The organism is Sphingobium sp. RAC03, from assembly GCF_001713415.1.
GTDB lineage: Bacteria > Pseudomonadota > Alphaproteobacteria > Sphingomonadales > Sphingomonadaceae > Sphingobium.
The window spans coordinates 2,150,605-2,170,977 of sequence record NZ_CP016456.1 but is presented as its reverse complement, the minus strand read 5'-3'; the positions used below and the strand labels follow the sequence as shown (position 1 = coordinate 2,170,977).

The window sequence follows — 20,373 nt, the reverse complement described above, 5'->3', positions numbered from 1 at the left end:
CCTTCTGACAAAAGCAGCGCCGACAAGGTCAGGCGATGGCACCGACCATAGCGGGATGATCGACCGCCTCGCCGGTCCAGCGATCGCCATGCTGGTGATAGGCGACATGGCTGGCGCGCTGGAAGCCGGTGCCGTCCCAGACGATCACCTGCAGTTCCACTTCGTTGTTGCGATGGACGTGCAGCCAGTTGAAGCTCTGCGGTTCGTCGTTGCGCAGGCGTGTCGATGTCGCCGTGCCGGCCTGAATCACCAGCGCGCCGCCCGCCTGCTCGACCATCTTGGTCGCCGATTCGGCATAGGTCTGATGAAAATGACCCGCCAGAGCGAGATGCACACCTGCCTCGCGCGCCGCCTGTATCGCGTCCTCATGCTGGCCGACCGCTTCGCTCAATTCGCCGCCCCGGCCGATCGGCATGGCGAACAGCGGGTGATGGGTCACCAGTATCCGCGTCTTGTCCGGCGCGACGGCTGCGAGGCGTTGGCGCAATATTTCCATTTGGTCATGATTGATCCGGCCATCCTTGATCGTCAGCGAGCGCGCGGTGTTGAGGCCCAGAATGGCGACCTCGGCATCTTCATAAAAGGGGCAGAGATCGTGGCTGATATAGCGTTTGTAGCGGTCGAGCGGGGCCATGAAGCGCCGCACCACGTCATAAAGCGGCACATCATGATTGCCCGGCACCACCAGCAGTTTGAGGCCTGCGCTGCGCAGGCGGTTGAGCCAGGCCGACGCCGCCCGGAACTGATCGACGCGGGCGCGCTGCGTGAAATCGCCGCTGATGACGACCAGGTCCGGTCGGTGCTCCTCCAGCCAGGCGGTAGCGGCGTCGACGATCCTGGGATCGTTCGCGCCAAAGTGAATGTCGGAGAGATGTGCGATGCGGGCCATTAAAGGGTAACGAAGTGTAAGCAGATGGTTTCCACTGGACCCAAATCCCCTCTTGCCGTGTTGTTGTGCCATGGAAACGAAAGCGCCCCTCAGCCCTGTTCTTCGCCCCCTCCCCCGCGAGGCCGCGCTGATCGTCAACGCGCATAGCCGCAGGGGCCAGGACTTGTATGCGCAAGCCAAGCAGAAGCTGGAAGAGGCAGGCGTCCAGCTGGTTGCCGCCCATGCGGTCGAAGATCCCAGCCAAATGGATAGGACGGTCCGCCAAGCGATTGCCGATGGCGCGCCGATGGTGATCGTCGGCGGGGGCGACGGATCGATGTCGGGCACGGTCGATGAGCTGGTGGGCAAGGATTGCGTCTTTGCCGTACTGCCGCTCGGCACCGCGAACAGCTTTGCCCGCACATTGGGCTTGCCGCTCGACCTGGACGGCGCGGTGCAGGTGATTGCCCATGGCCGCCGACGACGGGTTGATCTGGGCATGATCGACCGCGACTATTTCGTCAACGCTGCCTCGCTCGGTCTGTCGCCGATGATCGGCAAGACCGTGCCGCACAAGCTCAAACGCTATCTCGGCCGGATCGGTTATCTGGTCTGGGCGGTCAAATGTTCGGTCGGATTTCGCGCCTTTCGCCTCGTGATCGACGATGGGCAGAAGGAGCATCGGCTCTGGTCGACCGAAGTCCGTATTCTCAACGGCCCCTTTCATGGGGGGGTCGAATTGTCCGACCATGCCGATGTGGACACGGGCGAAATCGTTGTCCAGGCGGTGGTCGGACGCAGCCATGTCCGGCTCGCCTGGGACTGGTATGCCAAATTCTTCAAGCTGCGCGACCGGGATTCCCACACGCAGGAATTTACCGGCAAATCGTTCAAGATTTCGACCCGCCCGACCCAGCGCATCTCGATCGATGGCGAAGTGCTGGCGAAAACGCCCGTCACCGCCCGGATCGCGGCGGGCGCGATCGAGGTGGCGGTGCCGGTCGAGGATTGATCAGAGCGGCTTTTCGTAAATCTGATAGACTTTGTTGACCGTGCTGTTGATCGCCTCGGCAATCGCATTCATTCCCTGATTATCGTCCAGCACCCAGCCGATCTCGCCCCGCGTCGATCCATAATGTTCGATCGCGTCGAGCCGGATATGTTCGATCATCATGAAGGCGAGCTGGCTGGCGATGCGCGAGGATTGCAGCCGTTGCACCACGCCCATCAGCGGGACGCGCATGGTGCGCACCTTGGGCTTGCGCAGCCAGCGCAGCAATTTTAGCCAGCCGAACGGGAAAAGCGCCCCGTTGAGCGGCCCGAGTGCCTCGTTAAGGTCTGGCAGGGTCATCATGAAGGCGACCGGCTCGCCATCCAGTTCGGCGATCATGATCAGATCTTCGAACACGATGGGTTTCAGCTTCTTGCCGGTATGCGCGACTTCCGCATCGGTAATCGGCACGAAGCCCCAATTCCTGCCCCAGGCGTCGTTCAGGATCGACAGGATGATCGCCGCTTCCTTGTCGAACTTCGCCTTTTCGACCTTACGGATGCGGATGCGCGGATTTTTCTGCCCCGACGCGACGATCCGCTGGATGAGCGGCGGGAATTGGTTGGTGATGTCCAGCTCGTAGCAGAGCAGCTGCTTGGCCGGGGCATAGCCTGCGCCCTCTATCATCGCCTGATAGGTCGGGCTGTTATGCCCCATCATGACCGTTGGCGGATGATCATGGCCCTGGATCAGCAAGCCGGGCTCTTCCCAGATCGACAGCGAAATCGGCCCCAGCACGCGAGTCATGCCCTTGGTGCGCAGCCAGGCTTCGGCCGCCGCGATCAACGCCGCGCCTACGTCCGCATCGGTCGCTTCGAACAGGCCGAAATTGCCGGTGCCCGGCCCCATGCCTTGCTCGGCCGGTTGGGCCAGCGCCAGACGATCGATATGCGCCGAAATACGGCCGACCACTTGGCCGCCGCGGCGCGCGAGGAAATATTGCGCTTCGGCATGGTCGAAAAAGGGATTGTCGCCGGGCGTCAGCAGCGCCTTCACCTCGGCCTTGAGCGGGGGCACCCAGTTCGGATCGTTCGCATAGAGGGACCAGGGCAGGTCGATAAAAGCCTTGAGGTCGGCCTTGCCGGAAACGGGAGTGATGACCAGATCGGATTGCGCCACGGTTGCCGCCTTGATGATGGGAATGGGATGCAGTTCGCCGCTTGTTTGCGCAATGTCAATCACGGGCGCGGGTTGGCGGCGTATCGGGACGCGGATGTCATGGTGCTGCCACGATATCAGCGCATTTGGAGTTTAGGACGGTCTTATGACAGTGCATGATCCCATATTGGCCGCCGCTCAGCGCGCGCGGGCGACCATTCCCGACGACACCGCCATGCTGCGGGCGGCGGCGGAATTGACGCGCGACTATAGCGTCGCCAATCCGCGTATTTATTGGCCCGACATGCTGGGTTCGGCGCTGATTGGTTGGGCCGCGATGGCAGGCGCGATCGTGGCGGAGAATATGGCGATCGCTATTGTGTGTGGCTTAGTCGCGATGATGGCGTTGTATCGGGCGGCGAGCTTCATCCATGAGCTGACGCATATCCGTAAAGGCGCACTACCGGGCTTTCGCTTCGGCTGGAACCTCATCGTCGGCATTCCGCTGATGATCCCGTCCTTCCTCTATGAAGGGGTGCATACGCAGCATCATGCCCGCACCCGCTATGGCACGGCGGAAGACCCCGAATATCTGCCGCTGGCGCTGATGAAGCCCTGGTCCTTGCCGCTGTTCATTCTGGTTGCATCGCTTGCGCCCGTCGGCCTGATCCTGCGCTTTGGGCTGCTGACGCCGCTCAGCCTGATCCTGCCGCCCTTGCGTCGCAAGGTCGTGGCGGAACTCTCGGCGCTGTCGATCAATCCGGCCTATCGCCGCCGCGCGCCGGAGGGTGACTTTGCGCGCATGTGGGGGTGGCAGGAAGCGGGTGCTTGCCTGTTCGCGCTGGCGCTGGTGGGTAGCGTGTTCGTCTTCGGCTGGAAGCCGTTGCTCGTCTATATGACGATCCATTCGGCGATGACCGTCGTCAACCAGTTGCGCACCTTGGTCGCGCATCTGTGGGAGAATGAGGGCGATCCGATGACCGTAACCGCGCAATATCTCGATTCGGTCAATGTGCCGCCGCCCGGTGCCTTGCCCGAATTATGGGCGCCGGTGGGGCTGCGCTATCATGCGCTTCACCATCTGCTGCCGAGCGTTCCCTATCATGCGCTGGGTCAGGCCCATGCCCGACTGATCGCCACGCTGGACGTGGATTCCCCCTATCATCGCGGCAATTATCCGGGGATGGTCCCGCTGGTGGGCAAGATCGCGCGCAGCACGATGGGCGCGCGCTGAGACTATTCCTCTGTCCTGAACAGCACGGTTTCGCCGACCAGCAGGAACAGGAAAAAGGGTGCCCAGGCCGCGAGGAAGGGCGGATAGGCGCCCAGGCTGCCCATCGCCAGCGAGAAATTGTCAGCGACGAAATAGGCAAAGCCAAGCGCCATACCCATCACCGCGCGCACGAACAATTGGCCGGACCGGGCAAGGCCGAAGGCGGCCACCGAGCCAAGGATCGGCATCAGCAGTGCGGACAGCGGCCCGGACAATTTGTGCCACAGGCTCGCCTCCAGCTCTGCTGTCGGCCGCCCGGCATCATGCAGGTCGGCAATCGCCGCCTTAAGCTGCGCGAAGGTCAGCGCGTCGGGATCGACCTTGGCCAGGGTGAACTGGTCGGGGCGGATGTCGCGGCCGAAGCGGACGGTGCCGACATTGGTGACCGTGCCGCGCGCGACATCGAACTGACGCGCGTTTTCCAGCAGCCAGCTGCGGCTGGCGGCGTCATAGCGGCCGCGTGGCGCTTCGACGATCGTCGTCAGGCTGTTGTTGATCCGGTTGTAGATGCGGACCTGGCGCAGTTGGACTTCGGTGCCCCGCCCTGCCACGATCGCAGCGTTGACGAGGTTGTTGCCGTCGCGGACCCAGGGGTTGCTTTTGACCCCGCTGTCGCGCGGGATCGGTCCATAATCCACAGCTTCCCAGGCGCTGAGCGCCGCAGTCGACCGCGCCACGACCCGTTCGTTGAACACATAGCTGATCAGCGAGACGCCGAGCGCCGCAGCGATGAGCGGTGCCAATATTTGATGCGCCGACAGGCCCGCCGCCTTCATCGAGATGATCTCGCTATTCTGGTTGAGCGTGGCCAGCATGACCAGCGTGCCGAGCAACACCGAGAAGGGCAGGAAGCGCGCGATGATCTGCGGCGCGCGCAGGCCGACATAATGCCATAATTGCGCATCGCCATTGCCGGGATAGGCCAGCACGTCGCCCGAATTGCCGAGCAGGTCGAGCGTCTGCAGCACCACCACCAGCAGCGCCAGGACGGCGAACGTCCGGGTCAGGAACAGGCGCGCCATATAGAGGGTGATGGGCGTCGACGGGAAGAAATTAAACTGCATGGCCTCAGGCCGCTCCTTCCACGGTCATAGCAGGTCGCCGTTTACGGCCCAGCCGCAGCAGGCGCGCGACCTGCTTGCCCAATTTGGCGAAGGCGAATTCCAGCGCGCCGATCGGCTGGCCACCGGGGCGATGGGCCACTACATGATACATCCAGAAGATCAGCCCCGACACCAGCACGAACGGTCCCCACAGGGCGATGATCGGATCGATCTTGCCGAGCGCGCCGATGCCTTCGCCATATTGGTTGATCTTGTGATAGGTCACGATGAACACGATCGAGAGGAAGACGCCGAGCGCCGATGTCGATCGCTTGGGCGGAATGGCAAAGGCCAGCGCGGCGAGCGGCAGCAGCAGCATCATCGCCACTTCGACCATGCGGAAATGGAAGTTCGCGCGCACTTCGTCGCGCAGTTTGTCGGGCGTGGCCGCGCTGCGGCCGATCACCACCAGTTCAGGGATCGTCTTTTCCCGGTCCACGTCGCGGCCTCGGAAGTTCTCGATCTGCGGCAGGTCGATCGGCAGGTCATGGCTGGAAAAGGACAGGATGCGCGGCGTCTTATATTTGGGGGCATCATTGACCAGCACGCCATTGCGCAGGCGGAAGATGATCGTGTCAGGATCGTCGGTGGCCAGGAACATGCCCTGCGCCGCGGTCACTGCCACCGATTGGCCGTCGCGGCTGGTCGCTCGCACGAAGATGCCCTGGAGATTGCGGCCCTCGTCCAGGCTGCGTTCGATTCGCATCGTCATCCGCTTGCCCAGACTCGTGAACTCGCCGACCTTGATCGACGCGCCGAGCGCACCAGACCGCAGTTCGAAGCGCAATGCCTCATAGGCGTGGCGCGACAAAGGCTGGACCCAGCCGACGATGCCGAAATTGAGCAGCGCCAGCGCGATCGCATACATGTAAGGGACGCGCAGCAAGCGGCCGTAGGACAGGCCGACGCCGCGCATGACGTCCAGCTCCGACGACATGGCGAGCTTGCGAAAGGCCAGCAAAATGCCGAGCATCAGGCCGATTGGGATGCCGAGCGAGAGATATTCGGGCAGCATATTGGCGAGCATCCGCCACACGACGCTGACCGGTCCGCCCTCCGCCGCGACGAAATCGAACAGGCTGAGCATCTTGTCGAGGACAAGCAGCATCGCGGCGATCACCAGCGTACCCAGCATGGGTACCGCGATCAGGCGGGCGAGATAACGGTCGGTGGCGGTCAGCATTCTCTAAGTCGTCGTCCCATCACCATGTTTTGGCCGCAAACCCCGCCCATATCAAACGGCATAGCGTTGCGGGGCGAACAGGGGCTCGCCATCCGGCCCATGCCGGTGGCTATAGCTTCCAGGAGTCTGATGGTCATGATAAAAGTTGCAATGGGTTTGATGTCGGGAGCAGCGCTGGTCGCTGCGACGCCCGCATTCGCCCATGGCCAGGAAATTGCCAATGATCTGGACCGTTGCGCGGCAAGCGCCAGCGGACCGGCGGTGCTGGTCGATGTACGCGGTTTTGCCGCCGCCACCGGCAAGGTGCGCGTCCAATCCTATCCCGGCACCAAGGCCGCCTGGCTGAATAAGGGTCAATGGCTGCATCGCATCGATACCGCGGTGCGTCCCGCCAATGGTGCGATGCGATTCTGCATGCCGGTGCCGCAGCCGGGCAAATATGGCATCGCCGTGCGGCATGATCGCAACGGCAATGGCAAGACCGACATTTCCAGCGACGGCGGTGGTTTTTCCAACAATCCGTCGATCAGCATCTTCAACCTGGGCAAGCCTGGTGTCGAGAAAGCCGCTTTCTATGCCGGTCCCGGCGTGACGAAAATCACGATCACCCTCAAATATATGTGACCCCAAAGCCATGGTTTGCGTCGCCCTCCTGTCCAATCCCAAGTCCACGGGCAACCGGCAGTCGCTTCCGCGCGTGCGCAGCTATTGCGCGAGCAACCCCGACATCTTCCATTATGAAGTGGAGCATGTCGAACAGATCGGCCGGGCGTTCCAGACCATCGCCCGCGTCGATCCGGTCGTCATCGTCATCAATGGCGGCGACGGGACGGTGCAGGCGTCGCTGACCGAGCTGTATCAGGGCGAGCATTTCAAAGGCCGGGTGCCGCCGATCGCGGTGCTGCCTAATGGCAAGACCAACCTGATCGCGCTGGACCTGGGCATCCATGGCGACCCGATCAGGGCGCTGGAGCGGATCGTAGCGATCGCCAAGGCAGGCGTGGACGATCATGTCGTCGCGCGGGAGCTGATCGCCCTGTCGGACGGACAGGTCGGCAGCCGCCCGGTGCTGGGCATGTTCCTGGGCGGCGCGGGACTGGCCGACTATATGCTCTATTGCCGCAACCAGATTTATCCGCTGGGGCTGTCCAATGGCCTGAGCCACTTCATCACCGCGATGGCGGTGCTGGTGTCACTGTTGTTCGGCATCAGCGCCCGTTTCCTGCCACCATCGAGCAAGCCGGTCAGCATCTCGCTGATCCGCGACGGCCAGTTGGTCGGGCGCTTTTCGGTGCTGATCGTGACCACGCTCGAACGGTTGCTGCTGGGCGTGCAGCCGGGCGACAGTCGACGCGGCAATATGAAATTGATGGCGGTGGACCAGAATTTGCCGGCGCTGTTGCGGCTGATGTGGGCCAGCATCTTCAAGCGGGTGGGCAAGCGTCAGATGCAGGGCATCCACCTGGAACAGGGCGACACCATCCGTATCGAAGGCAATCATAGCAGCGTCATCCTGGACGGCGAATTGTTCGAAGCGTCGGAGGGCAAGCCGATCGTGCTGCGCTCGACCCAGCCGGTGCCGTTTTTGCGGTTGGCGGCGTGATAGTCTGATCGTTGACGGCTACCCTGCCAATGCCATTCGCCGTCATGCCGGGCTTCGACCCGGCATCCATTCGCTCCACGGTCGAGCGTCATGGAGACGTTGAGGCCAATGGATCCCGCATCAAGTGCGGGATGACGATGGTGCGTAGGATGGTCGGCGTCCCCGCTTCAAGCGTCGCGTAATTCCACCCAGGTCGGGGCGTGGTCGCTGGCTTTTTCCCGGCCGCGAAAGTCTCGGTCTACCTGCGCGTCGATCAGACGGTCGGCGGCGGCGGGGCTTAGGAGCAGATGATCGATGCGGAAGCCTGCGTCGCGCGGCCAGCTGTTCATCTGATAGTCCCAGAAGGTCCATACGCCGCCCGCAGGGTGGCGGCTGCGCAGTGCATCCGTCCAGCCATCGGCCAACATCCGGCGATAAGCGGCGCGGCTTTCGGGCTGCATCAGCGCGTCGTTGGCCATCGCCTTGACGGAATAGGTGTCATCGTCGCGGGGAATGACATTATAGTCGCCTGCGAGGATGGCGGGCACCTCCTCTGCCCAGATTTCGGCGGCGCGGGTGCGCAGGCGCTGCATCCAGCGGAGTTTATAGTCGAATTTGGGGCCGGGCTGCGGATTACCGTTGGGAAGGTAAATGCTGGCGACGCGCACGCCCTTCACATCGGCCTCCAGATAGCGGCTATGCTCGTCCTCCGGTTCGCCGTCGAGTCCGCGCCGGACTTCGACCGGACTTTCGCCGCGTGCGAGGATGGCGACGCCGTTGAAGCCCTTTTGCCCGTGCCAGATCACGCCATAGCCCGCCGCCTCGATATCCTTGACCGGGAAGGTCTCGTCCGAGGTCTTGATCTCCTGCAGGCAGGCGATGTCGGGCCGTGTTTCGTCCAGCCATTCCAGCAGGCGCGGCAGCCGCGCCTTGATGCCGTTGATGTTGAAAGTGGCGATACGCATGGACGATTCTCCTCGCCCCCGTCCCTAATGACTGGAACGGCGCTTGGCTATCAGACCGAGAAGCTGGTGCCGCAACCGCAACCGGCGGTCGCATTGGGATTGGTCACCTTGAAGGCCGCGCCGCCAAGATCGGAGACGAAATCGACCGCCGATCCGCGTACCAGGTCGAGGCTGACGTCATCGACCACCAGGGTCACGCCGTCGCGCTCCACCGACACATCCTCCGCTTCGATCTGATCGGCGAGGCCGAACCGATATTGGAAGCCCGAACAGCCGCCCCCCTCCACGGCCAGCCGCAGGATCGCGGGCTTGCCCTGTTTGGCAGCGATCGCGGCGACACGCGCGGCGGCAGACGGGGTGAGATCAATGTCGGTCATGGACCTTAGATAGGATCAAGCAAAAGGCCCGGCAACCCATGGGGTGCCGGGCCTTTTGCGAAAGTCGAAAAAGGGCGATCAATCGGCCGCTTTTTCCTGCGCCGTGGTCGGGCCGCCCATGGCGACCGGCGGCTTGGTGTTGGCAGCGACCAGATAGTCGGGACCGGCAACGAAGGGGATGGGGTTGATCGCAGCGCCATCGACGCGGACTTCATAATGAAGGTGGCTGCCCGTGGAACGGCCGGTCGAGCCCATGAGGCCGATGACCTGGCCGCGCTTCACATAGCTGTTGGCTGCAACGACCAGCTTCGACATATGGCCGTAGCGCGTTTCCATGCCGCCGCCATGCGATATCTGGACGAGGTTGCCGTAGCCGCTGGCCCAGCCGGAGCGGCTGACGATGCCGTCGGCGGTCGCGTAAATGGGGGTGCCGACGGGACCGGGAATGTCGATGCCCTTGTGCATACGGGCGCGGCCATTGAACGGATCCGAGCGGGTGCCGTAGTTGGAGGTCAGCGAAAGTTTTTCGACCGGGCGGCCCGACGGGATGTAGGCGGTCGCCTTGGGCGTGCCATCCATGCGCTGCAGGCTGGAGAAGATGTTGGAGAAGGCGAGATCGACCGCGGCAGGCGTGGTCGCCGCCGCGTCGGTCACTTCGCCATAAGGATCGTCATCTTCGGTCGCGTGCGCGGGCATCGCCGCACAGAGCGTTCCGACCATTGCGATGCTTCCAAAAATTTTCGCGGCTTTCGCTGCACTCTGGAACAAATTGGATGCACCAGCATTGATCGATTGAAGAAACAGCATGCCGACCCCGACTTATGTCACCGCAGGCTTGATTGCCCGTCGGCGCTTCCCGTGTTTTTCTTGGCGACCTAGATCGCCCCCGCCAGACATAGACTGCAAATTGGCGGTCAGGTTGCAAGCGCGGCGTAGAATTCGTGGGTCAAACCGGCCTGTCGACGCGCCGAGTCGTTGAACGGTGGCTTAACGCTGCCCCGAAAATGGCGTTTCACCAGCATTTGGTAATGAATCGGTGGATTTAGGTTCCTTCGGTTCGCCTCCGTGACAAACCAGTTCGTCCCGGCTTGGACATGGCGAATCTCGTCGATCAATATCCGCCGCAGGATTTTGACGGTGGGTTCATCGCCCGCCTGATCGAACCGCTCGACCGTTGCGGGCGTGATGTCGAGCGCGCGCGCTTCCAGCACCATCGGCACGATGGCGAGGCGGGCGAGCGCATCCTCCGCCGTTTCGGTAGCCGCCTGCCACAGGCCGTCATGCGCAGGCAGCGCGCCATAATGGCTGCCCATCTGGCGCAGCCGCCGGTCGAGCAAGGCGAAGTGCATCGCTTCGTCCGCGCCCACACGCATCCATTCGTCGGTGAAGGCGGGCGGGAATTGTGCGCCGAAGCGGCCGATCAGGTCGAAAGCCAAGTCGATGGCGACAAATTCGATATGGGCGAGCGCGTGGATCATGGCGATCCGCGCCCGTTCCGACCCGATCTTGCCGCGTCGGGGCATCTGCGCTGGCGGCAGTAATTCCGGTGTCGTCGGCCGCGCTGGTCGATCGGGCATGGCCACATCGAAATGATGGGTCAGATGCCCCAGCCGCCACGCCCGCGCGGTCGCGCGGGCAGCCATGAGCTTAGCGATGGGATCGGCGGTCAGCAGGACATGGGCGCAGGCTGCACCCACGCTGGTAACGCCAGCAGGCAGGCTCAAAGTGCCTGCGCCGCCTCAAGCACCTCCTGCGCGTGGCCCTTGACCTTCACCTTGAGCCAGACACGCTGCAGGCGGCCATCGGCGTCGAACAGGAAGGTGTCGCGCTCGATGCCCATATAAGAGCGGCCATACATGGATTTTTCGACCCAGGTGCCGAAGGCTTCGCACAGCGTACCTTCCTCGTCGGAGGCCAGGATCACCGACAGGCCATATTTGTCGGCGAATTTGCGCAGCTTGGCGGGCTTGTCCTTCGACACGCCGACGACCGGGACGCCCGCCGCCGCAAATTCGTCGGCCAGCGCGGCGAAATCCTTCGCTTCATTGGTGCAGCCCGGCGTGTCCGCCTTGGGATAGAAATAGACGACGAGCGGCTTGCCTGCATAGCGGTCCAGCGTGAACTCCACGCCATCGGCATCCTTGATCGTCCCCGTGGGGATGGCGTCGCCCTGTTGCAGCATCATATATCCTCCGAATAGGGCGCGGCGAGCGCGGCCCAGGCCTGGCCGACGCTTTGCCGCGCCTGCGCATAGCTTTCAAGCAGACTGTCCCAATGGTCAGCCCCGCAGGCGCGCGCGACGAGCGGACGGGTCGCTTCGGCCGGTTCGGTCGATCCGGGCGAGACCAAGCGCGAGACGACAAGATAGCGGGTGATGAGATCATGCGCGGCGATAAGGTCGGCGGGCAGATGCCCCGCAGCGACGAGGTCCGCGAGCGCTTTGCCCAGATCCGGGTCGAACGCCATGCCGTAACGAAATTGCGAGACGTGGATTAGAAATTCGAGATCGACCAGGCCACCGGGCACCAGCTTGACGTCGAGGTCGCTGGCAGGCGGCTTGTGGGTGGCGATGTCCCGCCGCATCTGCACCGCCTGCCGCGCCAGTTCATCGAAGTCGCGGGGCCGGTGCAATGTTTCGGCGAGGATGGCGTTCAGCGCGGTGCGGGCTTCGGGCGATCCGAACACCGGCCGGGCGCGGGTGAGCGCCAGATGCTCCCAGGTCCAGGCGGCTTCGCGTTCATATTTGGCGAAACTGTCGAAGCTGACCGCCAGCAGTCCCTGCGCACCGGATGGCCGCAGCCGGGTATCGACCTCATAGAGCGGGCCAGAGGCGGTATGGACCGACAGCGCATTGGTGACGCGCTGGGCGAGGCGATTGAAATAGAGCGTCGCACCGAGCGGTCGGGCACCGTCGGACTCGGTCTGAAAATCGCCGGTGAAGAGATAGATGAGATCAAGGTCGGAGGCATGGGTCAGTAAGCCGCCGCCCATCCGGCCCAGCGCCAATATGACCAACTCGCCGCCCAGCACCCGGCCATGGGCGGATTCGAACTCGGTGATGGTGGCATTGGCCAATGTCTCGATCGCAGCCTCGGCCACGCGGCCATAGCCGCGCGCGGCTTCGAGCGGATCGCCGCCACGGATGATCTGTACCCCCAGCGCGAAGCGGCGATCGCCCACCCGCTGGCGCACGCGGTCGAGCAGTGCCTGATAATCCTCGCCCGGCTCCAGCGCGCCAAGCTGGGCGGTAAGCCCTTCAACCGAGGGCGGCGGGTCGAAGGCGGTGGCGTCGATCAGCCCGTCGATCAGTTCGACCCGGCGCGCGAGCGCATCGGCCAGCGTTGGGGCATGGCTTAGTATCTCGGCAAGCAGTTCGACCAAAGCCGGGCGAGCGGCAAGCAGTTTGAAGAAATTGATCGCACTCGGCAGCCGGGCGATCATGTCGTCGAGCCGGTTGAGCGCGCGGGCGGTATCGGGTGCCTTGGCTATCGCGCGCATCAGGCCGGGTAGCAGCGCTTCCAGCGCCTCGCGCGAGGGGCCGCTGCGCAGCGCGCGGATCGTGCCGCCGCGCCAACGGGCGATGCGGGCGAGCGGTGTGTCAGCATCGACAAAGCCCATGGCGAGCAGCTGGTCCTTCAGCCGATCCTCGTCATGCGAGAGCGATGTGTCGTCAGTCTGCGGGGTTAATCGGTCATAATTGCGGCCGACCCATTCGACATGCGGTGTCAGCAGGTCGAGCAGCGCAGGGCCATCGGCAAGGCCGTGCAGCCGCGCGACATTGTCGAGCGCAGCGTCGCTCTTGGGCAGTTCGTGGGTCTGGAGGTCTTCGACCATTTGCAGTCGATGTTCGATGGTGCGCAGCAGGACATAGGCGGCATCGAGCCGCGCCGCGACGTCGGGTTCTATCACGCCTGCGTCGGCCAGTGCGCTAAGCGCTTCGCGCGTGTTGCCTGACCGCAGCGCGGGATTGCGCCCGCCATGGATCAACTGATGCACCTGGGCGAAAAATTCGACCTCGCGGATGCCGCCGCGGCCCCGTTTCAAATCATAGCCGAGGCCAAAGGCCTGCCCCTGCGCATAATGGTCGCGGATGCGGCGGCTGATGTCGACGATGGCGTCGATCGCGCCGAAGTCGAGGCTGCGCCGCCACACGAAGGGGCGGATCTGGCGCAGGAAATAGTCGCCCAGTTCCATGTCGCCCGCCGCAGCACGCGCACGGATGAAGGCGGCCTGTTCCCAGCCGACCGCCATCGATTCATAATAGCCGATCGCCGCCTCCACCGGCAGCGCGATCGGCGTCGCTTCGGGTGACGGGCGCAGCCGCAGATCGACGCGAAAGACATAGCCGTCGCCATCGGGTGCGCTCAGCAACTCTGTCATCCGCCGCGCGATCCGCACGGCGGCATCGGCGACATCCTCTCGATCGCGATGCGGCAGGGTCGCCGGATCGTAGAGGAGAATCGGGTCGATGTCGGAGGAATAATTGAGTTCGCGACTGCCATGCTTGCCAAGCGCCAGCACGACGAAGCCGCGATGGGGCATGTCAGGATAGCGTTCCTGCATGGCGGCGGCGAGCGCCTCTTCCAGCGCGGTGTCGGCAAAGTCGGACAAAGTGCGGGTGACCCGGTCCAGATCCCACGCCCCCGACAGGTCGGCGGCCGCAACGGTCAGGGCGATGGCGTTGCGCCGCCGCCGCAGCGATCGGGCCACCCCGTCCTCCGGGCTACCCGCCGCATGGGCCATGGCCAGCGCGGCGTCGAAATCCCCGGTCGCGAGGCAATCGGCCAGGGTCGGCAAGCGATCCACCACCCGCGCCAAAAAGGGCGAATGTGCCCGTATCCGTGCTTGTGTCTGCGGCCAGTCCGTCACGCACTCTCTCCCGTCTTTGCGCGGGCTATCGCGTGACCATGCGACGAATGCCAGCAACTTTTTGGCCCGACGACCGTTCTGTGGATTATGGAAATGCAGCGCAAATATGCTTGCCGATCGGCAATCGGTGGAGACGGCGACAAAGGGCGGATCGTCACCGTGGCGCTGCCCGCCCCTTATGAGGGGATCGGCAATGCCTTGCGCAAGACCTACAGCCCGCCGCGAGACAGTTTGCCCGACGATATGATGGCGCTGCTCAAGAAGCTCGACCATCATTGAAATGGTTCGTCGCCTAGTAAGGCAGCAGTTTCTTTACCTCTGATCCCTAATAGCAGACGGCATTATCGTCGGGATTTGGGACGGCTCCATGCTCTATCGCAACTTTGCCATTGCCACCTTGTTGGGCGCGCCCTTGCTTGTCATGGTCGTGGAAGCGGTGGTGCCCAAGTCGCAACCTGCAGCGGAGACCAGCGCGGCGACGGCGGCCCCCGCGCCAGTCACGCCGGTCCCGCCATCACCTTCCATCGTCATGCCTCAAGCGCCACCCGTCGCGGCGATGCCCGATTATGGCCAGCCGCTTCCGGGCGCGGGCCAGCCGCTGATCGTGCCCAGTTCAAATATGCCCACGACAGCCAGCGGGCCGATCTTTTCGTCCCGTTCCGCGCCGCCGGGGTCGCCCAACGCGGAATGACCGTCAGATCGCGCCGCTGAACGTGTCGCACTGAGCGGGGTCGCCGGTCGACAGGCCTTTGCGTAGCCAGACCATGCGCTGTTCGCCGCTGCCATGCGTAAAGCTCTCAGGCACGGGTCGACGCCCGGCCGCCTTTTGCAGCGTGTCATCGCCGATCGCTTCGGCGGCGCGCATGCCTTCTTCCAGATCGCCCGCTTCCATCAAATTGGTATCGCGCGCGGCCCAGACGCCGGCATAACAGTCGGCCTGTAACTCCATCTTGACCTGGAGCGCATTGCCTTCCGCCTCGCTGGCCCGGCTTTGGGCGGCGCGGACCTTCTCGGCGGTGCCGGTAATGGTCTGGATATGATGCCCTACCTCATGCGCTATGATATAGCCGATCGGGAAGTCGCCCGGCGCGTTGAAGCGACTTTCCATCTCGTTGAAGAAGTCGGTGTCGATATAGATGCGCTGATCGGCCGGGCAGTAGAATGGTCCCATGGCCGATTGTGCCGCACCGCAGCCCGACTGGCCGTTCTGCGTGTAGAAGACCAAGGTGGGCGGCGGATATTGCTGCCCCTCTGCCTCGAAGATGTCCGCCCAGCGGCGCTCGGTGGATCCCAGCACCTTCAGCGAGGTGCGCTGGATGTCCGTCAGTTCGGTCGTCGCCGGGCGCTCCGTCTGAACAGACTGGCCACCACCACCGCCGCCGATCAGGCTGAGCGGGTTCATGCCCATCACCACCATGATGACCAACACCACGGCGATGCCGCCACAGCCAAAGCGGCTGCCGATCAGCGGCAACAACATGCCGAGGCCTCCGCCAAGGCCGCCGCCTCCGCCCCGGCCGTCCTGCACTTCGAAATTGCCGCTTTCCTGTTCGTCGTCGAGCCGCATGATGCCCTCCCTCTCGTCATCGCGGCCTACGCGATTCCCTGACGGCTGGAAACCACCGCAAGGGTCATGCGGTTGCAAGGCGGTGAATAATTTACCTGCTACTATGCGTTGGATTGCCAGGCCTAAACCCTATATTGCAGTGCGACATGGCTGACAGTGATCCCCCCATCCACCCCAAGCCGCTGCGCCGTGCGCGCACGCCGCTCCCCCTTCCCCGCGAAGTCGCGCTGTTGCTGCAGGGCGGCGGTGCGCTGGGTTCCTTCCAGTCCGGCGCCTATGAGCGACTCGACGAACTGGGCGTGGACGTCACCTGGGTCGCGGGGATTTCGATCGGCGCGATCAATGCGGCGATCATCGCGGGGAACGAACCGCACCGCCGGATCAGCCGCCTCAAGAAATTCTGGTATACGGTGTCGGGCGGCATGCCGAACATCATCCTGCCGGAAATCGACCAGATCCGCGAGGCAATGCATCTGCTCGCCGCGGGCACGGTGGCCAGTTTCGGCGTGCCGGGCATGTTCCGCCCGCGCCTGTGGCCTGCAACCCTGATGCCAGAAGGCACAGCGGGCGCGATCAGCTTCTACGACAGCGCGCCGCTCAAGGAGACGCTGGACGCCTGCGTCAATTGGGATTTGCTCAATGACGGCCCGGTGCGGTTGTCGGTCGGCGCGGTCGATGTCGAGACCGGCAATTTCGCCTATTGGGATACGCGCGGCCCCGGTGGCAATACGCGGATCGACGCGCGGCACATCATGGCATCGGGCGCGCTGCCCCCTGGCCTGCCGCCGATCGAGATTGACGGACGCTGGTATTGGGACGGGGGCATCGTGTCGAACACGCCGCTCGCCCATGTCCTCGATCACCAGACCGACGACATGCTGGTATTCCAGGTCGACCTCTTCCCCGCCGAAGGGCCGATGCCGCGCCACATGACCGACGTCTATTCGCGGGCCAAGGACATCCAGTTTTCCAGCCGCACGCGCCAGGTGACCGACCAATATCTGCGGCTGCGGCGCGAGCATGGCGCGATCAAGGCGTTGCTCGACAAGCTGCCGCCCGCCTTGCAGGGCGAACCGGAAGCGCAGACGCTGCGCGATATCTTGGACGTCGGGTCGGTCAACATCGTCCACCTCATCTACCGCACGCGCGATTGGGAAAGCGGCGCGAAGGACTTTGAGTTTTCGCGGTCCACCATGCTCGACCATTGGGCGCAGGGTCGCGATGCCGTGGAGGAAGTGATGCACAAGGGCGACCTGATCGCGCGCAACATCCTGAACGGCAAGAGTTCGACCTTCGATCTCGACGCCCCCGATCATCTCAAGGAGAAAAAGGCATGAGCAAGTCCCTGACAGGCAAGACCGCCCTCATTACCGGTTCGACGTCGGGCATTGGCCTCGCTTATGCCAAGGTGCTGGCGGGCGAAGGCGCGAATGTCGTCATCAACGGCTTTGGCGATGCCGATGCGATCGAGAAGGAACGGCTGGAACTGGAATCGCTGAGCGGTGCCAAGGCGCTCTATAGCGGCCATGATCTGACCAAGGCCGACGAGATCGAGGCGATGATGGCGCAGGCTGCCGAGGCATTTGGCGGGGTCGATATCCTAATCAACAATGCCGGTACGCAGCATGTGTCGCCGGTCGAGGATTTTCCGGTCGACAAGTGGAACCTGATCATCGCGCTCAACCTGACCAGCGCCTTCCACACGACCCGGCTGGCCGTGCCCTATATGAAGTCGAAGAAATGGGGGCGGATCATCCAGACGGCGAGCGCGCACAGCAAGGCCGCGTCGCCGTTCAAGAGCGCTTATGTTACCGCCAAGCACGGGCTTGCGGGCTTCACCAAGACGGTCGCGTTGGAAGTCGCGACGTTCGGGATCACCGCCAACTGCATTTCGCCCGGCTATGTCTGGACGCCACTGGTCGAGAACCAGATTCCCGACACGATGAAGGCGCGCGGCATGACGCGCGAGCAGGTCATGAATGACGTGCTGCTGGCGGGACAGCCGACCAAGGAATTCGTGACGGTGGAACAGGTCGCGGCCATGGCGCTGTTCCTGTGCAGCGACGCCGCTGCGAACATCACCGGCGCGAATATGAGCATCGATGGGGGGTGGACGGCGCAATAAAGCGCCGTCACAGGTTCGTTCAGGCGGCCGCTGGCTCCAGCAGGCGCAGCACCGATTGCAGACCATCTTCGCTGGCGGTCGCCAGCGGGAGTGGCCGGTCGGACAGGCCGTCATGTTCGCTGTTGAGGAACAGGATCGCGGCGGAAGCGCCTAGTGCCTCGATGGCAAGGCGCGTGACGCGACCTTGCCGTTCCGCCGCATCGGGTGCGAGGCGCACGGCGTTGCGGGGCGTGAAGCGTCGGCCGGGCGCGGTGCGCGCGGGCGTTGGCGTGGTGGCGGCGTCAGGTGTTTGCGTCGTCATCGATCAGCTCTTCAACGTCACGATGCCGACCGGCGCGGGCTTGCTGGATGGGTTGGATGCATTGGCCTTGGGCGGTTTTTCCGCCTTGGGTTTGCGCACTTCCTTGTTCGATTTCTTCTGGCTCTTGGCCATCGTCCATTCCTTCGATTACTATTAAAGGTCAGCCGGCCGCGCGAGCGGCGGCTTCGTCTTCGGCCTGAAATTCTGCGACGATCGCTTCATCTTCGCTCGCGACCGTGCGGGTTGCGCGGCGGCGTTCGGCGTTGGCGGCGAGCGTCGCTTCCTTGCCCCAGGCATCGGCAGCGGCAAGCGCGATCCGGCGGGTGTTGGGCAGGGTTTCCGACTGCGAACGGGCGATATGGAGCGACTGCTGGGTGAGGCAGAATGCCGATGTCTGGGCCATGGATCAGGCTCCTAGTGCGAGGAATGGGGCGTTCGTGGCGGCAGGGCCAAATAGCGGTAGTGCCGCAGGGAGGACGATCATCGGGCCGCGTCGTGCGGCGGATCGTTCCTTTCACATGTGAAATAGTCTCTTATGCGCAAGTTTACAAGGGCAGCCTTGGAAACAGCCCCTTTTTAACCGGCGCAAAATAGGCTTATGCTCCCCCGATCCAAGGGAGACATATCAGCATGCGCCACGCGCTTACGGCCATCATGGCCGCCGTCAGCTTTTCGTCCATCGCCACGGCCCAGACCGCGGACACCCCGGTCGCCGCAGCGCCGCCGGCGCAAAGCGAGATCGGCGCGGCGATCGCCAAGGATATGGACGGGCTGATGGCGCTGTACCGCGACCTGCATGCCAATCCTGAGCTTTCGGAAAAGGAAGTCAACACCGCCGCCAAGCTCGCCAAGCGGTTGAAGGCGATGAAATATGACGTGACCGAGAAGGTCGGCGGCACCGGCGTCGTGGCGGTGATGAAGAATGGGTCGGGGCCAGTGCTGCTGATCCGCGCCGACATGGACGGCCTGCCGGTGGTCGAACAGACGGGCCTTGAGTTCGCGTCCAAGGTCCGCACCAAGACGCCCGAAGGCGTCGAGACAGGCGTGATGCACGCGTGCGGCCATGACACGCATATGACCGCCTTCATCCAGACCGCCAAGCTGATGGCCGCGCGCAAGGATGAGTGGAAGGGCACGCTGGTCATGATCCTGCAGCCCGCCGAGGAGGTTGGGCGCGGGGCGCGGCTGATGCTGGAGGACGGGCTTTACACGCGCTTCCCCCGGCCGACCCATGCCATCGCTTTCCATGATGCCGCCAATCTGGAGGCGGGCAAGATCGGCTATACGCCGGGCTTTGCGCTGGCCAATGTCGACAGCGTGGACATCCTCGTAAAGGGCGTCGGCGGCCATGGGGCCTATCCGCAAACGACCAAGGATCCGATCGTGTTGGGATCGCGGATCGTGGGGTCGCTGCAGACGTTGGTGAGCCGTGAGCAGGAACCGCAAGACCCCGCCGTGGTGACGGTCGGCAGTTTCCAGGCCGGGGCGAAGCATAATATCATCCCCGACGAAGCCAAGCTGCTGCTGACCATCCGCAGCTATTCGGACGAGACGCGCGAGAAGCTGATCAAGGGGATCGAACGGATCGCGCGAGGCGAGGCGATCGCGGCGGGCATCCCCGACAACCGGATGCCGGTAGTAAGCGTGAAGGACGAGTTCACCCCGTCGACGTTCAACCCGCCCGAATTTGCCGAACAGATGGCAGGCGTGCTGAAAGCCCATTTCGCCGATGATCGGGTGGTCAAGACCCCGGCGGTGATGGGCGGTGAGGATTTCGGCCGCTTCTATCGCGCGGACAAGAGCATCAACAGCTTCATCTTCTGGGTCGGCGGCGTGCCCGCCGACAAGATGGCCGCGGCCGCCGCGGGACAGGCGACGCTGCCGTCGCTGCACAGCCCCTTCTGGGCACCGCAGGCCGATAAGGTGATCGCCTCGGCGAGCGAAGCCATGACGGTGCTGGCGCTGGATATATTGAAGGAGAAATAGGGGAATGGCGGCTTAGCAGCGCATC

23 protein-coding genes are annotated in these 20,373 nt (G+C 63.7%); 9 read left to right on the top strand and 14 right to left on the bottom strand.

Translation table 11 applies throughout. The features are described from left to right. Positions 1 to 28 precede the first annotated feature (28 nt). Positions 29 to 889: a metallophosphoesterase family protein gene (locus BSY17_RS15065; RefSeq protein WP_069066095.1), complete on the bottom strand. Its 861-nt coding sequence runs from the start codon at positions 887 to 889 to the stop codon at positions 29 to 31. A gap of 70 nt (positions 890 to 959) precedes the next feature. Between BSY17_RS15065 and BSY17_RS15060 the strand changes: the two genes are divergently transcribed. After that, positions 960 to 1,880, top strand: a complete 921-nt coding sequence (locus BSY17_RS15060) for a diacylglycerol/lipid kinase family protein (protein WP_069066094.1) — start codon at positions 960 to 962, stop codon at positions 1,878 to 1,880. Here BSY17_RS15060 and BSY17_RS15055 read toward each other — a convergent pair whose 3' ends face one another. Further along, positions 1,881 to 3,038: a hypothetical protein gene (locus tag BSY17_RS15055; RefSeq protein ID WP_069067011.1), complete on the bottom strand. Its 1,158-nt coding sequence runs from the start codon at positions 3,036 to 3,038 to the stop codon at positions 1,881 to 1,883. A 145-nt stretch (positions 3,039 to 3,183) separates the two neighbouring features. Here BSY17_RS15055 and BSY17_RS15050 point away from each other — a divergent pair, with 145 nt between their 5' ends. Next, positions 3,184 to 4,251 carry a fatty acid desaturase family protein gene (locus tag BSY17_RS15050; RefSeq protein ID WP_069066093.1) on the top strand — a complete coding sequence of 356 codons (1,068 nt, stop codon included), beginning with the start codon at positions 3,184 to 3,186 and terminating at the stop codon, positions 4,249 to 4,251. A gap of 2 nt (positions 4,252 to 4,253) precedes the next feature. Here BSY17_RS15050 and lptG read toward each other — a convergent pair whose 3' ends face one another. Continuing rightward, positions 4,254 to 5,354 (bottom strand): LPS export ABC transporter permease LptG, encoded by a 1,101-nt coding sequence (gene lptG, locus BSY17_RS15045; protein WP_069066092.1) that lies wholly within the window; start codon positions 5,352 to 5,354, stop codon positions 4,254 to 4,256. Between the two features lie 4 nt (positions 5,355 to 5,358). Continuing rightward, a complete protein-coding gene (lptF, locus tag BSY17_RS15040) occupies positions 5,359 to 6,576 on the bottom strand; it encodes an LPS export ABC transporter permease LptF (RefSeq protein ID WP_069066091.1) in 1,218 nt (405 codons plus the stop codon). A 129-nt stretch (positions 6,577 to 6,705) separates the two neighbouring features. Between lptF and BSY17_RS15035 the strand changes: the two genes are divergently transcribed. Together BSY17_RS15035 and BSY17_RS15030 are read left to right on the top strand one after the other, a co-directional pair. Further along, positions 6,706 to 7,200, top strand: a complete 495-nt coding sequence (locus BSY17_RS15035; protein ID WP_037472144.1) for a DUF2141 domain-containing protein — start codon at positions 6,706 to 6,708, stop codon at positions 7,198 to 7,200. A 10-nt stretch (positions 7,201 to 7,210) separates the two neighbouring features. Continuing rightward, the gene (locus BSY17_RS15030) at positions 7,211 to 8,179 is read left to right on the top strand and encodes a diacylglycerol/lipid kinase family protein (RefSeq protein ID WP_037472143.1); all 969 of its coding nucleotides are present in this window, start codon (positions 7,211 to 7,213) and stop codon (positions 8,177 to 8,179) included. Between the two features lie 167 nt (positions 8,180 to 8,346). Here the strand turns inward: BSY17_RS15030 and xth are convergent, their stop codons facing one another. From xth to BSY17_RS15000, 6 genes are all read right to left on the bottom strand, one after another. Next, positions 8,347 to 9,123 carry an exodeoxyribonuclease III gene (xth, locus tag BSY17_RS15025; protein ID WP_069066090.1) on the bottom strand — a complete coding sequence of 259 codons (777 nt, stop codon included), beginning with the start codon at positions 9,121 to 9,123 and terminating at the stop codon, positions 8,347 to 8,349. A gap of 50 nt (positions 9,124 to 9,173) precedes the next feature. After that, positions 9,174 to 9,500, bottom strand: a complete 327-nt coding sequence (gene erpA / locus BSY17_RS15020) for an iron-sulfur cluster insertion protein ErpA (protein ID WP_069066089.1) — start codon at positions 9,498 to 9,500, stop codon at positions 9,174 to 9,176. Positions 9,501 to 9,578: 78 nt separating this feature from the next. Then, entirely contained in the window at positions 9,579 to 10,307 is a 729-nt protein-coding gene (locus tag BSY17_RS15015; RefSeq protein WP_083217133.1) for a M23 family metallopeptidase, read from the bottom strand. A gap of 107 nt (positions 10,308 to 10,414) precedes the next feature. Further along, the gene (locus BSY17_RS15010; protein WP_069066088.1) at positions 10,415 to 11,224 is read right to left on the bottom strand and encodes a ferritin-like domain-containing protein; all 810 of its coding nucleotides are present in this window, start codon (positions 11,222 to 11,224) and stop codon (positions 10,415 to 10,417) included. Further along, positions 11,221 to 11,682, bottom strand: a complete 462-nt coding sequence (gene bcp, locus BSY17_RS15005; RefSeq protein WP_069067009.1) for a thioredoxin-dependent thiol peroxidase — start codon at positions 11,680 to 11,682, stop codon at positions 11,221 to 11,223. The genes BSY17_RS15010 and bcp overlap by 4 nt, the downstream gene beginning before the upstream one ends. Continuing rightward, positions 11,682 to 14,369 carry a bifunctional [glutamine synthetase] adenylyltransferase/[glutamine synthetase]-adenylyl-L-tyrosine phosphorylase gene (locus tag BSY17_RS15000; RefSeq protein ID WP_069066087.1) on the bottom strand — a complete coding sequence of 896 codons (2,688 nt, stop codon included), beginning with the start codon at positions 14,367 to 14,369 and terminating at the stop codon, positions 11,682 to 11,684. The genes bcp and BSY17_RS15000 overlap by 1 nt, the downstream gene beginning before the upstream one ends. A 93-nt stretch (positions 14,370 to 14,462) precedes the next feature. On the opposite strand from BSY17_RS15000, the gene BSY17_RS14995 reads away from it, so the two are divergent. Continuing rightward, entirely contained in the window at positions 14,463 to 14,648 is a 186-nt protein-coding gene (locus BSY17_RS14995) for a hypothetical protein (protein ID WP_313923377.1), read from the top strand. 88 nt (positions 14,649 to 14,736) lie between these two features. Beyond that, positions 14,737 to 15,060 carry a hypothetical protein gene (locus tag BSY17_RS14990; RefSeq protein ID WP_069066085.1) on the top strand — a complete coding sequence of 108 codons (324 nt, stop codon included), beginning with the start codon at positions 14,737 to 14,739 and terminating at the stop codon, positions 15,058 to 15,060. A 3-nt stretch (positions 15,061 to 15,063) separates the two neighbouring features. Here BSY17_RS14990 and ypfJ read toward each other — a convergent pair whose 3' ends face one another. Beyond that, the gene (gene ypfJ, locus BSY17_RS14985; RefSeq protein ID WP_069066084.1) at positions 15,064 to 15,936 is read right to left on the bottom strand and encodes a KPN_02809 family neutral zinc metallopeptidase; all 873 of its coding nucleotides are present in this window, start codon (positions 15,934 to 15,936) and stop codon (positions 15,064 to 15,066) included. A gap of 146 nt (positions 15,937 to 16,082) precedes the next feature. Here ypfJ and BSY17_RS14980 point away from each other — a divergent pair, with 146 nt between their 5' ends. Together BSY17_RS14980 and BSY17_RS14975 are read left to right on the top strand one after the other, a co-directional pair. Next, complete coding sequence (locus tag BSY17_RS14980) at positions 16,083 to 17,273, top strand: patatin-like phospholipase family protein (protein WP_069066083.1); 1,191 nt, start codon at positions 16,083 to 16,085, stop codon at positions 17,271 to 17,273. Continuing rightward, entirely contained in the window at positions 17,270 to 18,061 is a 792-nt protein-coding gene (locus tag BSY17_RS14975) for a 3-hydroxybutyrate dehydrogenase (protein WP_069066082.1), read from the top strand. Before BSY17_RS14980 ends, BSY17_RS14975 begins: the two co-directional genes overlap by 4 nt. 19 nt (positions 18,062 to 18,080) lie before the next feature. Here the strand turns inward: BSY17_RS14975 and BSY17_RS14970 are convergent, their stop codons facing one another. From BSY17_RS14970 to BSY17_RS14965, 3 genes are read right to left on the bottom strand one after another with little or no spacing between them, the layout of a single operon-like run. Further along, positions 18,081 to 18,362 carry a hypothetical protein gene (locus tag BSY17_RS14970; RefSeq protein ID WP_069066081.1) on the bottom strand — a complete coding sequence of 94 codons (282 nt, stop codon included), beginning with the start codon at positions 18,360 to 18,362 and terminating at the stop codon, positions 18,081 to 18,083. 3 nt (positions 18,363 to 18,365) lie between these two features. Next, entirely contained in the window at positions 18,366 to 18,494 is a 129-nt protein-coding gene (locus BSY17_RS22045; RefSeq protein WP_255245595.1) for a hypothetical protein, read from the bottom strand. A gap of 28 nt (positions 18,495 to 18,522) precedes the next feature. Further along, positions 18,523 to 18,765: a hypothetical protein gene (locus BSY17_RS14965; protein WP_037475022.1), complete on the bottom strand. Its 243-nt coding sequence runs from the start codon at positions 18,763 to 18,765 to the stop codon at positions 18,523 to 18,525. Positions 18,766 to 18,992: 227 nt separating this feature from the next. On the opposite strand from BSY17_RS14965, the gene BSY17_RS14960 reads away from it, so the two are divergent. Then, on the top strand, positions 18,993 to 20,348 hold the full coding sequence (locus tag BSY17_RS14960; RefSeq protein ID WP_069066080.1) for an amidohydrolase: 1,356 nt from the start codon (positions 18,993 to 18,995) through the stop codon (positions 20,346 to 20,348). The last annotated feature ends 25 nt before the right edge of the window (positions 20,349 to 20,373 follow it).